17 protein-coding genes are annotated in these 14,471 nt (G+C 33.8%); 4 read left to right on the forward strand and 13 right to left on the reverse strand.

What is annotated here, in order from left to right:
* The first annotated feature begins 10 nt into the window (after window positions 1–10).
* The 3 genes from ACK4M9_RS01630 to cyoE are packed head-to-tail and all read left to right on the forward strand — an operon-like array spanning window position 11 to window position 2,208.
* Window positions 11–643, forward strand: a complete 633-nt coding sequence (locus tag ACK4M9_RS01630; protein WP_409847154.1) for an SCO family protein — start codon at window positions 11–13, stop codon at window positions 641–643.
* Window positions 644–646: 3 nt separating this feature from the next.
* Window positions 647–1,204: a hypothetical protein gene (locus ACK4M9_RS01635; protein ID WP_409847156.1), complete on the forward strand. Its 558-nt coding sequence runs from the start codon at window positions 647–649 to the stop codon at window positions 1,202–1,204.
* A 59-nt stretch (window positions 1,205–1,263) separates the two neighbouring features.
* Complete coding sequence (cyoE, locus tag ACK4M9_RS01640; protein WP_409847158.1) at window positions 1,264–2,208, forward strand: heme o synthase; 945 nt, start codon at window positions 1,264–1,266, stop codon at window positions 2,206–2,208.
* Here cyoE and ACK4M9_RS01645 read toward each other — a convergent pair.
* Window positions 2,194–2,484 carry a hypothetical protein gene (locus ACK4M9_RS01645; RefSeq protein WP_409847160.1) on the reverse strand — a complete coding sequence of 97 codons (291 nt, stop codon included), beginning with the start codon at window positions 2,482–2,484 and terminating at the stop codon, window positions 2,194–2,196. The genes cyoE and ACK4M9_RS01645 overlap by 15 nt on opposite strands.
* 188 nt (window positions 2,485–2,672) lie before the next feature.
* On the opposite strand from ACK4M9_RS01645, the gene ACK4M9_RS01650 reads away from it, so the two are divergent.
* Entirely contained in the window at window positions 2,673–3,869 is a 1,197-nt protein-coding gene (locus ACK4M9_RS01650; RefSeq protein WP_409847162.1) for a DUF4085 family protein, read from the forward strand.
* A gap of 214 nt (window positions 3,870–4,083) precedes the next feature.
* On the opposite strand, the gene ACK4M9_RS01655 is transcribed toward ACK4M9_RS01650, so the two are convergent.
* The 12 genes from ACK4M9_RS01655 to yhbH all read right to left on the reverse strand — a co-directional run bounded on the left by ACK4M9_RS01655 (window position 4,084) and on the right by yhbH (window position 14,358).
* Complete coding sequence (locus tag ACK4M9_RS01655; protein ID WP_409847165.1) at window positions 4,084–4,215, reverse strand: hypothetical protein; 132 nt, start codon at window positions 4,213–4,215, stop codon at window positions 4,084–4,086.
* A gap of 24 nt (window positions 4,216–4,239) precedes the next feature.
* Window positions 4,240–4,785, reverse strand: a complete 546-nt coding sequence (locus ACK4M9_RS01660) for a hypothetical protein (protein ID WP_409847167.1) — start codon at window positions 4,783–4,785, stop codon at window positions 4,240–4,242.
* A 269-nt stretch (window positions 4,786–5,054) separates the two neighbouring features.
* On the reverse strand, window positions 5,055–6,032 hold the full coding sequence (locus ACK4M9_RS01665) for a siderophore ABC transporter substrate-binding protein (RefSeq protein ID WP_409847169.1): 978 nt from the start codon (window positions 6,030–6,032) through the stop codon (window positions 5,055–5,057).
* A 130-nt stretch (window positions 6,033–6,162) separates the two neighbouring features.
* Window positions 6,163–6,918 carry an iron ABC transporter ATP-binding protein gene (locus tag ACK4M9_RS01670; RefSeq protein ID WP_409847172.1) on the reverse strand — a complete coding sequence of 252 codons (756 nt, stop codon included), beginning with the start codon at window positions 6,916–6,918 and terminating at the stop codon, window positions 6,163–6,165.
* Window positions 6,912–7,865 carry an iron chelate uptake ABC transporter family permease subunit gene (locus ACK4M9_RS01675; RefSeq protein ID WP_409847175.1) on the reverse strand — a complete coding sequence of 318 codons (954 nt, stop codon included), beginning with the start codon at window positions 7,863–7,865 and terminating at the stop codon, window positions 6,912–6,914. Before ACK4M9_RS01675 ends, ACK4M9_RS01670 begins: the two co-directional genes overlap by 7 nt.
* The gene (locus ACK4M9_RS01680) at window positions 7,858–8,808 is read right to left on the reverse strand and encodes an ABC transporter permease (protein ID WP_409847177.1); all 951 of its coding nucleotides are present in this window, start codon (window positions 8,806–8,808) and stop codon (window positions 7,858–7,860) included. The genes ACK4M9_RS01675 and ACK4M9_RS01680 overlap by 8 nt, the downstream gene beginning before the upstream one ends.
* Before the next feature lie 333 nt (window positions 8,809–9,141).
* Window positions 9,142–9,582: a MarR family winged helix-turn-helix transcriptional regulator gene (locus ACK4M9_RS01685; RefSeq protein WP_409847179.1), complete on the reverse strand. Its 441-nt coding sequence runs from the start codon at window positions 9,580–9,582 to the stop codon at window positions 9,142–9,144.
* A 261-nt stretch (window positions 9,583–9,843) separates the two neighbouring features.
* The gene (locus tag ACK4M9_RS01690; RefSeq protein ID WP_409847182.1) at window positions 9,844–11,106 is read right to left on the reverse strand and encodes an ATP-binding protein; all 1,263 of its coding nucleotides are present in this window, start codon (window positions 11,104–11,106) and stop codon (window positions 9,844–9,846) included.
* A 459-nt stretch (window positions 11,107–11,565) separates the two neighbouring features.
* Window positions 11,566–12,495, reverse strand: coding sequence for a Gmad2 immunoglobulin-like domain-containing protein (locus ACK4M9_RS01695; RefSeq protein WP_409847184.1), 930 nt, complete (start codon window positions 12,493–12,495; stop codon window positions 11,566–11,568).
* A gap of 60 nt (window positions 12,496–12,555) precedes the next feature.
* Window positions 12,556–12,774: an ATP-binding protein gene (locus ACK4M9_RS01700; RefSeq protein WP_409847371.1), complete on the reverse strand. Its 219-nt coding sequence runs from the start codon at window positions 12,772–12,774 to the stop codon at window positions 12,556–12,558.
* Complete coding sequence (locus ACK4M9_RS01705; protein ID WP_409847186.1) at window positions 12,704–13,084, reverse strand: response regulator transcription factor; 381 nt, start codon at window positions 13,082–13,084, stop codon at window positions 12,704–12,706. Before ACK4M9_RS01705 ends, ACK4M9_RS01700 begins: the two co-directional genes overlap by 71 nt.
* Before the next feature lie 107 nt (window positions 13,085–13,191).
* The gene (gene yhbH / locus ACK4M9_RS01710) at window positions 13,192–14,358 is read right to left on the reverse strand and encodes a sporulation protein YhbH (RefSeq protein WP_409847188.1); all 1,167 of its coding nucleotides are present in this window, start codon (window positions 14,356–14,358) and stop codon (window positions 13,192–13,194) included.
* Window positions 14,359–14,471 lie beyond the last annotated feature (113 nt).

Genomic DNA, 14,471 nt, shown 5'->3' on the forward strand with positions numbered 1-14,471 from the left:
AGTGACCTACATGAATAAAACTAAGCATAATACAATTGCTATCATTGTTGTTTTATTATTCGGATGTCTCTTGTTTTATGTAGGAACAGATGGATTTCGTGCATTTACAGCAGAAACGGCAAGGTTTAATCAATTAATGAAAGATCAACCTCAATTTCCAGATGTAACGTTAGTGGATAGTAATGGTCGAATTTATTCTTTTTCTGAATTTGAAAATAAATATGTATTTATTACATTTATGTATACAGCTTGCACAACGGTCTGCTGGCAACTAGAGGCGAACATGGGGCACGTGTACGACCGTATTCCTAAGCAATATGTTGGGGAAGATATCATCTTTTTAAGTATTAGTTTTGATCCTGAGAAAGACGATCCGGCTACATTAGATCGATATAAAGACTATTTTGATAGTGATGGAGAAACATGGAGAATGGCAACAATTCCAGACCAAAGTCAGCTAGATAATTTGTTAAAAGAGTTTGGGGTAATCGTCATTCCTAATGATAATGGACACTTCACCCATAATTCAGCGTTTTATCTCGTTAATCGACAAGGGACGCTTACAAACATTATGGATTTTACAAACGTAGAAGAAGCTACAAATACAGTTACTACAATACTTGAAAATGACAAGGGGGAATAAGCTATGGAACAATTTAAGATAGGTTTGGCCTTATTTATTTTCTTAGCTATTCCTCCAGTTGCTACTTTTATGGAGTCGGTTATGGTCATTCATATGCATATGCAAATGCCAATGCTAATTATCGCAGGTTTATTAATGACACCTTTCTTTCAACAACGATTTCCTCGTTTTTTTGAAAAGTGGAATCAAAATGGGATACCAGGGATTTTATTGTTCATCATCATTATGGGTTACTGGTTATTACCAAGAACGATGGATGAAGCACTAACATTACAAAGTGTGGAAGTGTTTAAATTTATCAGTTTACCATTTTTAGCTGGGGTTCCATTACGTGACAGCTGGAAAAAGCTTAGTGATTTTCGAAGAAATGCAGTCATCACTTTTTTTACTATCGTATTTTTAGGGATGGGTTTACTTTATATTCTAACTCCCGATCAGTTATGTAATAATTACTTGCTTATTGAGCAACTAGCTCTAGGTTGGTCGTTTCTATTAACAGCAGTTGGTATGATTATTTACCTCTTGTATTTAGCTTTTGTTGATCCTTCACAATACGAGTAATTCGAGTCTGCCAATATCGGAAAAGAATTGTTTGAAGTACTTCTTAGAGGAGGCAAAAAATGAATAAACAAAATATACTTTCCTCGCAGAAGTGTGGGGAAACAACGCGTTCGAACTTTGATAGACAAAAGGCATTAACTTTAATTGCTGACTTAAAATCGTTAGTAAAACTCCCTGTTTTAATTGCCAATGTTCTACCGGTATTTACAGGTTTTTGGTTAGCGTTGTATTTTTCAAATGTCTCCTTTTTGGAATACTTTGATATGTTCTTGTTAACAATCATCGGAAGCACATTGGTTATGGCTGGTGCACTTGTTCTTAATAACTGGTACGATGTCGATATTGACTCAATCATGGCAAGGACGAAAAAACGCCCGACGGTAACAGGTAATATTCCTCTAAGAGTTGTATTGATTATAGGAATTATTCTTTCTCTTCTCGGATTTATGCTCTTACTTTTTACAACCGTTGAAGCAACAATCTATGCATTTATCGGGTGGTTTACTTATGTTTTTCTATATACGATGTGGTCAAAACGTAAGTATACATTAAATACAGTGATAGGCAGTGTTTCAGGTGCGGTTACGCCATTAATTGGCTGGACGGCTATAGCATCTAGTTTCCATACCGTTCCTATTATATTATTTTCAATCTTGTTTATTTGGCAAATGCCGCATACATTTGCAATAGCCATGAGGAAATATGAAGAATATAAAGCAGCGGGTGTTGCGATGCTTCCAGTTGTTCATGGATTTAAAATAACAAAAAGGCAAATGGTTGTTTATGTTGCATGTTTATTACCTTTACCGATTTATTTAGTTGATCTGGGTACACCCTTTATTGTTATTGCAACAATGCTTAATCTAATCTGGCTAGGAATATGTATTATTGGCTTATTTATGAGAGATGATGAAAAGTACGCTTATATTAACTTTCTTTACTCAGTCAATTATATTACGATCATATTTCTCCTGATGATATTGATGACATTATTTCGAAACTAGTTCGATATCGCTTTTATTATATATATCAATTAATCTGTTAATATCTTGAATGACCTTTCGGTTTGTCCCTAATTGGAGATTTGATTGTATTAGATCCAAAATATAAATTTGTTCTTGATATTTATTATGCAATACATTTACCTCTTTTGAACTTAATTTATGATTTTCATTTTCGAATAACAATTTTAATAATCGGTTTTTAATTTCAAGCTGCTTATTAACGCTTTTTTGTAAATTTATTCTTGTATCTTCATCTAAAAATAATATCTTCCTCATATATAAGCCCCTTCAAAAAAAACTAAATCCTTACTGATAGTATTCTACTAACAGCAAGGATTTTCCTTTTATTAAGATAAGACTCCTTCAAAAAACTCTTCAGCGCTCGAATAAAGTTCCTAAACATTCCATAATTAAACTGACTACTTATAGTATACTATTTTTACCAACTATTCTGAGGTGAGATTATGTGGAATATATCAAAAGAAGCAAAAGAAAAGTTTTTGAAATGCAACCTTCTCCCTATTCATGAATCGGACAGCGATTGGGAGTTAGCTATAAGAGAAGCAAAAGAAGAAAATGAAGATCTCTTTTCCCGTTTAAAAGAGGAACTTGAAGAAGTAAAGGAAGAATTACTACAGGTCTTGCCATGTCGTTTCATTCCATATCTTGAAAACGGCACTTTAAATCAACCGACACTTCCGAAAACAGTAAGAGAAGATTATTTACGATGGATGCGGGAAGCAGACAAGGAATTTGAACAAATCTTGGATGCAGCCTATGAATGTAAAAAACAAGCTGTTCCTTTTTTATCAACTGCAGCTCAAAATATTTTTGCCGAAAGTTTGCATGATTCAACGATTCAGCGAATTGAACGTGAGGGTGACACGCTTCTACTCTACATTAATACAGTTGGTGGCTTTTCCTCAATATCACTGATTCATTTCATTTTTAAAGGTGTTACATCTGAAGAAACGGATGTGCCATTACAAGTTGGACAATGGTTTATTTATGATGAGTTACAAAAAAACGATGATGGCTTTGCATATCGTGTATTATATGAATGTCCAGAAAGCCAGTGGACAATTACCATGAGGGAGTTAGATGCCCAATATTACTATCGCCCAAAGGAATATACGAGATTAAGAGATAAAGATAAGCTTGGAGCTATGTCGATTACTGAATACATTGCAGAGCTAAATTCAGAAAACCGATATTGGTTCATTACACCACATGTAGAGAGTCCCATACAATCATTAGCAGATGGTTTCGTCATAGAAAACGGGTCGATTGAATTTGGACAAAATGAAATGATTGTTACTTTAGGGCATGAGCGTTTTTCGTATGATTTAAGTGAATGCAATCCAATTGAGTTTATCTACACAAACGTTTATGAAGATCCGTATGCACATCTTAATCAACCTATACCAGCAGAAAATATCGAAGCCGCCGCCTTGAGTCAAGATTTAGAAGTACAAGTACGAGCATGGAACACAATGTATGCGAATCCTAGTGAGCTGGCGGAGATAATTAATCGCGTATTATGGAAAATAGAAATTACGGATGCAAACGAAATGATGTTAAACGTTTATGCCAATCATTTTTATAAAAAAGAGATTTTGACAGACATAGTAAAAGAAAAGTATCAGTCGTTGATCGATTAACTGTACTTTTCTTACTAGAAAACGGTGAAGTTGAAGAAAATTTTTTATAATAGGTCATCGATGAAGCAAATAGTCAAATTTACGATCATAACGGTACGAAAAGTGCTTCTTTTTAGCGATACAAGAGCAGCTAAGGCTTGAAAACCTAACGCAGCTCTTGTATTTATAAAGGTTAAACCTTAACCAAATATATTAATAAGCTTTTTCTTTCACTTCATTTTTTAAGAACCCAAACTACGACTATACCAATTCCAAATAAAACAACAGCAATATGTAAATACCAGTAATCAATAAACAACTCCCATTGGAGTTGTTGTATTTCTTTAAGTCTTTTAAAATAATCCATCGCGTAACTCCTTTATATTCTTCCTTAAAATGATCCATCAACATTTTTTTCGATTTTTTTAATTGTATCTCCAAAATATTTGTACTTTACTTTATCTTCAAAAACTAATCGCCCTTCAACATACACTTTACAACATAAGCTATAGAAGCCCCCAAGTTTTACTTTAAGTGGGTAATACTGTCCGTTCAGATTTATATCAGATTTGAGTATATGGTACGGTTTAAGCCATGAATACCAGCTTGATCGTTTATTATGATCGACGAGTGTATCATTAAGAAATAACTTTTCCTCATTGTAGTTATTGACGATCTTCATTTCTCCACCTTTATACTTAATATTCCACGTATGTTCAAACTCTTGTAATACCGAATCTACTTCGCTATTATTCCCATGATTTTTCCCCATAAATTTATTAACTAAATATTGGAGAGCAAAAATAATCACAAAGATGGTAATTAAAAAAATTAAAGGATTTTCAAAAATCGTCCCTTCAGTTAAATGACCAAAATTATATCCGATGGTAAAAAAAACACCAAAAATGAAGAGAAATTTTAATATACTTTTTGACATCACAATTCTCCTTTATAATGAACGTTAGTTTACATTAATAGTTTATCACTGATATTCTTATCATTTTCGACACCTCGTTTCTTAATAATCATTTAATCGTTAAGCTATACCACTCATATTTAAATTATCTTTACCTTAATACGGTTTTGGTTAGATTTAAGTTTCATTGTTAACAATAAAAACGGGGACAAGGGAAACAGTAATCTGTCCCCCTTGTCCCTATATAACTTTTTCATATACTATATTTTTTCACCTTATTTAGAAGGTACTCATTGTATCGCTTCTTCAATAGCCTTAATCATTTCTGGAATAGAAATTAGTCCTGCACCAGAAATATACCAAAACTCAGGATCAAGATAAACAATGTTTCCATTCTGAAAAGCTTTTGTTTTTTGTACCAATTCATTTTCGATCGTTTCTTTTGCCGCAGCCTCACCGCCTACTACTGCATTACGATCTACAACAAATAAATAGTCTGGATCTGTTTCAAGAATGTACTCAAATGAAACATTCATACCATGTGTAGAAACTTCAATGTTTTCATCTGCAGCAGCAAAACCAAATGTTTCGTGTAAAACACCAAAGCGCGAACCCGGTCCGTATGCACTTATGTTTCCTTCATTTGCTAATACAACTAATGCATTCCCCGCAGCCGAAGTCTTCTCTTGTAATGCAGCAATTGCATCATTAATCGTAACTAATTCAGAGGCTACTAAGTCTTCCTTAGAAAAAATTTGTCCAAGAACTTCTAAGTTACTAGAAAAAGATTTCATAAAATCGGCATTATCTACAGCCATAAATAACGTAGGTCCTAATTTTGCAAACTCCTCATATAAATCCATTTGTCTTCCTGAAATAATAATTAAGTCTGGATTGATTTCAGCAATTTTCTCAAAATCTGGTTCTTTTAAACTACCTACATTTTCATACTTTTCATCTTCATATTTTGAAAGATACTGAGGAATAGTTCCTTTTGGTAAAGCAGTAATTTCAACACCTAATTTATCTAGAGAATCCAATACACCAAAGTCAAAAACAATAACTTTTTCAGGATTAATAGAAACGGTTACTTCACCTAAACGATGCTCAAAAGTTAGTTCACCAGGTTGTTCAATAACTACCTCATCAGCAGTTTCTGGCTCTTTAACTGGTTCGACTGACTCATTTCCACTCGTTTGTTGTCCTCCGCAAGCGGCTAAAACAAAAGTTACTAGTAATGCTAAGAGTAATAATAAGCTATTTTTCATTGACGATTTCTCCTTGTTATAGAAATTAATATATTGTAAAAGTTATTTTTGAGCGCTTCAATAAATAGGTGATCAGACTATTTATATAACAATCAAAAATGACGAGTTACCTAGTAGTTACTATAAAACCTTAGAAATAAACACAAATGCGATTTTGATTGATGTTTTCGATATGTATATCCATATCATAAATTTCTTTTAACACTTGTTGATTGATAATCTCAGGTGTCGTTCCCTTTTTCACAATCTTTCCATCTTTTAGGGCTATGATGTGATCCGAATAACATGAAGCAAAGTTAATATCATGGATAACGATAATGACTGTTTTTCCAAGTTCATCTACTAATCTACGGAGCACCTGCATGATTTGAACCGAATGCTTCATATCTAAATTATTTAGTGGTTCATCTAGTAGGACATATTCAGTGTCTTGAGCAATAACCATCGCAATAAAGGCTCGTTGACGTTGGCCACCACTTAGTTGATCTAGAAATTTATTCTGCATGTCACCAAGTTCCATATAATTAATCGCTTGGTTGACATGCTCCCAATCTTCTTTCGTCAAATTCCCCTTAGAGTATGGGAATCGACCGAAGGATACTAAATCTTTTACAGTTAATCGTATATTCAAATGGTTGGACTGCTTAAGTATGGAGATTTTCTTTGCTAAATCTTCACTTTTACATTCACTTAATTCTTTATCATCAATGTTAATCAGACCACAGTCTTTAGCAATTAAACGACTAATCATTGACAGCAGTGTACTTTTCCCCGCTCCATTTGGTCCAATAAACGAAGTAATTGTTCCTTTTTCAATTTTTACAGAAACATCCTCTACGACATTTTTATTTCCGTATTTTTTTGAAACGCCTTTTACAACTACCATGATTTATTCCCCCTTAATAGTAAGTAGATAAAGTACACACCACCAATAAAGTTAATTATTACGCTAATAGGTACTGAAAATAAAAAAACTCTTTCTACTAAAAACTGACCACTAACTAAAGCTAAAACACTGATAAGCACCGCACCCGTAATAATGTATGAATGCTTGTGAGTTTTAATGAATTCGTAGGCTACATTGGCTACTAATAACCCTAGAAATAAAATTGGGCCAACAAGAGCTGTTGAAATTGAGACCAAAATTGCTACGACGATTAAAAGTCTTTTCACTACATGATCATAAGCGACTCCTAAATTAACCGCGTGATCTCTTCCGAGCGAAAGCACATCTAAGTACTTCAAATACTTCCAAAAATAAATCGTTACAAGTATAAATAAAATGATGGCAACAGTTAAAATGTCCGTGTTCACATTATTAAAACTCGCAAACATTCGGTCTTGTACGATAAGAAATTCGTTCGGATCAATTAGTACTTGCATAAATGTAGAAATACTTGAAAACAATGTGCCGAGTACAATCCCGACAAGAAGCAAGAAATAAATATTTCTACCTTGGCTAAATAATAGTTTATAAAATAGCCCTGCAAAAACGATCATAATACCTGAAGATAATAAAAAATTTACCTCTTTATTGATAACTAATAAACTTGTAGAACCAAAAACAAAAATTAAAAACGTTTGAATTAAAAGATACAGAGAATCAAAACCAATAATACTAGGTGTTAAGATTCTATTATTCGTTATTGTTTGAAAAACAACCGTCGCAAATGCGATCGCCGCACCTGTAATGACAATAGCTAGAATTTTTGAAGCCCTTCTAGGTAATATATATCCTAAATTACTGTTGAAATTGAGATTATAAAAAATAAATAATGTTGTGAAAACAAGTGACAAAACTAATAGTATAGTTAATTTCGCTTTATTACTCATAGGCTTTTCTCCTCATCAATAAGTAAAGGAAAATTGCACTTCCGATTACCCCAACGGTTGTTCCAATTGGGATTTCGTAAGGATAAATAATTATCCTCCCTAAAATATCGCAAATGAGGACAAATACTGCACCAATTAACGCCGTGTGTGGCAAGTTCCTCTTTAAATTATCTCCATTGTAAATACTAACAATATTAGGAATAATCAACCCTAAAAATGGGATCATTCCAATTGTAAGTAGCACAACTGAGGTAACTGCTGCAACAATAATTAATCCTATATTTACGACCCTTTTATAATTAAGTCCGAGATTTACTGAGAACTCTTCACCCATCCCAGCAACTGTGAAACGATTTGCGTATAAATAGGCAATAATCATAAGCGGAATACTTATGTATAAAAGCTCGTAACGTCCTTTAATAATTAAAGAAAAGTTTCCTTGTAACCAAGAGGACATATTTTGAATTAAGTCATTTCTATAAGCAAAAAATGTAGTAATTGAACCTATAATACTACCAAACATTAGTCCTACTAAAGGGATAAAAATGACATCCTTATGCTTGATATTTTCTAAGATCTTCATAAAAATTAATGTACCTAATAAAGCAAATATAAAAGCTACTAGCATCTTCACAAATGGACTAGCAGTAGCAAAAAGCATTAGAGAAACCAAAACCCCAAGTCTAGCAGAATCAAGTGTTCCAGCTGTTGTTGGTGAAACGAACTTGTTTCTAGTTAACTGCTGCATAATCAACCCGCTAATACTCATTCCCACTCCAGCAAGGATAATACTAACTAATCGTGGTAACCGACTCACCCACATGATTTGTTTCTGTTCTTCCGTTAAATTAAAAATATCTAGCGGACTTATTCCTTTTACCCCAATAAATAACGAGGTTATAGACAATAAAATTAAAGCCAGAAATAACCATCTTATTTTCATTTATCTTCCCTGCCCTCTGTGTTGCCTATTTAAAATGAAAATCATTATCAATTATATGTAAAAAAAAAGAAAAACCTAGGGGGGATTTCAACTTTTAATCCTCTAACTGATAATGATTATCTTTTACACTTTTATAGTATATTACCTAGTGAGAATTATTGTCAATAAGTTTTAAGAAAAAATACTTGTTTAAACAAGTATTTTTTCTTCGTTAAATTCTTTGATTTTTCTTATTTTTATTTTTGTAACTGTATTTTTACTAGTTATAACAAGTATTTTCGAAACGAATAAACACCTAGCTTCGCAGTGTTTAGCTAGGTGCTTCCTTTATAGTCAACTTAAATTTTTGTTTATTTTATCTAATACTCGTAAAAACACTTTCATATCTTCAGGCTCAATCCCTTCGGATATATCATTAATTGTTTTTATTGCCTGTTCAATCAAGCCTATCTGCATTTTTTTTCCTTTTGCTGATAAAAAAATTAAATTTGTTCTTTTATCAACAGGGTGGGGAACTCTTGTTACTAATTCATTTTTTAATAAGTTATTAATAAGCCTTGAGACACTTGCTTCATCTCTTCCAGTTAAAGTAGCAAGTTTATTTTGTGTCAGACCATCCTCTTCCCACAATCGAATCATAATTGAGTATTGTTCATTGGTAACAGGGAAATTCTTCTCCTTAAAGTTTAAATTCAAGCGATTGCTGACTAACCTTGCCGTATCCGTTATCTGATACCCTATGGAATTTGATAAAATATAGTTATTATAGTCCATATAATGCCTCGATCCTCAATAATTTATAATCTAATTATACATGATTTAAAAGGAACTATTGTAGAAATTGTAAATAATCTCATGTAGTAAAAGACTTAATTTTTTCTTCAAAATAAAAGTATTATCAGTCCCATTTAGCCAGGGGAACGAAAAGTACCAAGGCAAAAAATATAGAGATGAAAGTGATTGGTATCGTGAAAAGCTTACACAATTTCTTGATGAGAATTTATTCAAAAAAATATTAAGGCAACAACGGTTTTCTTAGTCCGTTGTTGCCTTGTTTACGCTCTCTGGGATTGAAATAGTAAATATAGTTCTTTCATTAATTTTACTTTCTACCTTTATTTTTCCCTTCATTGCTTTCACAATACTGAAAGCGACCATTGTTCCTAAACCAGTACCCTTTTCTTTATTCGTAAAAAATGGCACTCCTAAACTGGCAATTTGCTCAGGGGTCATTCCAATACCAGTATCAATTAATTCAATATGGATTTTGTTATTATCTTTGTATAATTTAAACTCTAATGATCCCCCATTTGGCATGGCTTCTATTGCATTTTTTGACAAGTTAATTAAGCATTGATGGAGCTGTCTTTTGTTTCCTAAAATATAGACCTCATTTAGTAATATTTTCTTTTTAATCGTTACATTTTGCATTAATGCATAAGGCTGCATCACATTGGCGACATAACTAACCTCATCATTGACATTTAATTGTTTGAGTTCAACATTCTCATGAGGTTTTGCAAAGGTAAGGTAATCTGTAATAATTGATGCAGCACGGTCTAACTCCTGAAGGGACAAGTCTATATAGTTATTCTTCTTCTCTTCATCAATACTAGGGCTTCTAAGCAGTTGGATAAACCCCCGCGTTACAGTTAACGGATTGCGAACTTCATGAGAGATACTTGCAGCCATTTCACTAAGGCTTTTTAATTTTTCGTTTTGGTATAATTGCTTTTTCATTGTGTTCATCGTAATTAAGAACTCTAGAAAATAAACCGTTACCCCCATTGTTAATGCCTGTGCGATAACAAAGTAAGATAATAAGACAATTGGTCCGTGAAGAATAAACCCAAAAATTGTATGGCAAATGACTAAACTAACAATCGCAACTAGTCCAAGCAAAGTCATAGTACTAATAATCTTTGATTTGAGAGAATACAGTTGGTATTTGGGGACTAGTAAAAATACTAGAATGATCAATAGCAAAGAACTATCGACGAAGGCAATATAAAAACCTGCGCCACCTATATAAAAACGGTAAGCCAATATTACTAAATAAAGCGAAATTGCAATTTTCCTCCCACCATAAAGGGCTCCTAAAACAAATGGGATATATCTTAAGTCAAATATGTGCCCTTCATAATTTGTAATAGGAAAGTTCATACACATATAGATTGAAATACTAAAAACGGTTGCTAGAATAATGTTTTTGTGCTTATTACTAGCATCAATGTAAAATATTTGGAAGAGTAAGATCGGTAATAGAACGAAAAGTATATTAATAAGGAGGTTTTCCATGATTAGCACCTGATTTCCTTGTAACTACTCCAACTATATCACATAATCTCTATATGACATGAATATCTATTAGTAGTGTAAGATTTTGAATAAAAAAAATCCTTACTGCTAGTATTCTACTGTCAGTAAGGATTTTCCTTTTTTAAAACTAATGTTCCCTCTTCCTTCTTAAAGAAACTCTTCAACGCTCGGTACACGTCGCTTTTTTCTTTTAAAATATAATGGCGGAAACGTTCGTCGCTGATGTTTTTGTAGGCGTTCATGAGTGTACTGTGGCGGTTGTATTGGTATAGTTAGCCCGGATGTACCTGTGTGAATTTCATAACAAATATTTAATGATATCCATTCATTTTTGTCTTATTGTTCAAATTCATCTACCTCACCATACTAATTTATCAACTACTGTCTGCATCATTTTATGTCATTTAAATCCTAGGAAAACATGAGCTTTCGGTAGATTTAATTGATAACATTTACAGGAATTTTTAATTCATTAATTCTAGAACCGTCTTTGGCACTTTCTTCAAAGAGGATCACTCTACCTGAATAATTAGCAAATTCATCAAGTTCAATGATTATCTCAAATTCTCCCCATCCAGGAGCACCTTCAGTAGCTGTTGTGAACCCTTCATCCAAAATAAAGTGTCCATCTTCAAATTCATATAATAAAGTCCCTTCATAAACTCGGGCTAATCCTCTCACAACTATTTGGTCTTTCACTTCAGAATTTGGATATGGTTCAAAAATTCGGAAAGCAACATTTTGCAAAACAATTTCACGCGAATCTTTTTCTTCAACCCATAGATAACTTTCCGGGTCGTTTGCTATGATTGGTTCACCGGTATAAAGATGTCCAAGCAATGTTTCACCAACTCTCCCTTCCACTAAAATTTGAGTTCTATCAAATCCGAATTGCTGTAGTATCATGGCAATCTGTTCAGCAAACATTAATTCACCGCTTGAACCAAGGTTAATTCCTTGAATCTCCTTCGAAAAACTTACATTGGCAATTCCATCAAGTTCTTCAACATATTCGACAATTACATTTGTATTAACTAATCCTGTTAATTCTTCATGTTCAGGTCCGTCGATCCAAGCTTCTAAAGCAGCTTTGGCTAGATGATCTTTATTTCTTACGAATACATCTTTATTAATACGATAAGTAGCTGTTAAGTCATTGTCAGAGAAGTAAAGTACAACTGTATGTGTTTCATTCATTTCCTCTGGTGTGGGAGATAAATTAGTTTCATCAGCAGGTTGAACATCTTGTTCAATATCACCTTCTTGATCATCCACTGGTTGATTGGTTGTATCATCTTGAGCACAAGCGGTAAAAATCACAAAACTAGCTATCATGATCACCATAAGAATAAATACTTTTTTTATCATTGTATCCTCCTTGTAAATTTTATTTTTTTAGTTATAGCTTAATACTGTTATTGTCGCTTACTATAGATTACTTTTAATATACTCATCTTCAGGTGAAATTCCGATTCCTTTGTCACAAACACTAACCTTGGTTTGCTCTTTTTCGCTCTTTATATTAATTTTCACGGATTGTTCTTTGGAAGAATAGCGAATCGCATTGGATACTAGGTTATCCAGTCCATGCAAACATAAGTCTTGCCAATAATTCTCGTTGACCGAACGGTTTAACAATATAATCATCTGCACCAAGTTCTAAGCCAATTATCTTATCTAAGGTTTCACCTTTGGCAGTAATCATAATTATGGGAACATTTAATTCTTTACGTATTTGTTTGCAAAGTTCTAAACCATCTTTTTTTGGTAATGTCCAATCTAATAAAATCAGATCATATCCATTTGATGTATAAGATATCCAGCCCGCTTCTCCATCATATGCTACATCTACATGATACCCCTCTCGTTCTAAGAAGAAAGCGATATTCTTAGCAAAATCTGTTCGTCCTCGACAAGTAAAAAATTCTTCATTCTCTATTCCACCTCTTGTTTCCATTATGCCTAATGGATTGATTAGGTTTAAACATCGTAAATTAGGGCATAAATTTGGTAAAAAAAATCCTCGCCACAATTCATTGAACTGATAACGAGGATTTCTCTTTATTATACCAACGTCCCTTCCTCCTTCTTAAAGAAGCTCTTCAACGCTCGATACACGTCGCTTTTTTCTTTTAAGATATAGTGGCGGAAACGTTCGTCGCTGATGTTTTTGTAGGCGTTCATGAGTGTACTGTGGCGGTTGTATTGGTTCACCTCACCATACCCAAACATGCTGGACACTTCCATTAGCTCGTTAACGAGCTTTAGGCAGCGGGCGTTATCGGAGGTTAGGTTGTCGCCATCGGAAAAGTGGAATGGGTAGATGTTGTAACGGGATGGTTCATATTTTGCATTGATTAGCTCTAGTGCTTTTCGGTAGGCGCTTGAACATATCGTTCCGCCGCTTTCGCCTTTTGAGAAGAAATCTTCTTCGCTAACGACTTTTGCTTCTGTGTGGTGGGCAATAAATTCAATGTCGACAGTCTCGTATTTTGTTCGAAGGAAGCGGGCCATCCAGAAGAAGAATGATCGAGCCATATACTTTTCCCATTTACCCATCGATCCTGAAGTGTCCATCATTGCTAATACGACTGCTTTTGACTCTGGTTTGACGATTTCGCTCCATGTTTTAAAGCGTAAGTCATCGTTATGAATTGGTGCGATTTGCGGCTTCCCTACCATCGCATTTCGTTTTAAGGCTGTCAGGATCGTGCGCTTTTTATCAACATTTCCCATAAGTCCTTTTTTTCGAATATCGTTAAACTCAATATCCTCAACGATGATATTATCTTGTTCTTTTTGCTTAAGGTTAGGAAGCTCTAATTCTCCAAAAAGCATGTTTTCAAGTTCAAGGATTGATACTTCAGCTTCGTAATAGTCTTCCCCTGCCTTATCACCTGCGCCTTGACCTTTCCCAGGTCCTTGTTGATCGGCATTTCCATCTCGTGCGACTACATCACCAACCTCACTATCGCCGTTCCCTTGACCAACGTGCTTGTTTTTATCGTAATTGTATTTAATTTTATATTCATCTAGAGACCTGATCGGGATTTTTATAACGTCACGGCCGTTGGACATAATAATATTTTCTTCACTGACAAGGTCTGGCAAATTGCTTTTAATTGCATCTTGGACTTTTTCTTGATGTCTCTGTTGATCCTGATAGCCCTTACGGTGGAGGGTCCAATTTTCTTGAGAGACAACATAATTTTTGTCGTTACTGCCTTTCATCCGTAATCCCCTCCTCTTATTGTTTTATTCGTTTTCCACAAAAACAGTTACAAGAAGAAATTTCCAGTAATAGTTAATAAACATTGTTTTTTGAGTGAATTTCATAATTACCT

This window comes from Anaerobacillus sp. (assembly GCF_046314235.1).
GTDB lineage: Bacteria > Bacillota > Bacilli > Bacillales > Anaerobacillaceae > Anaerobacillus.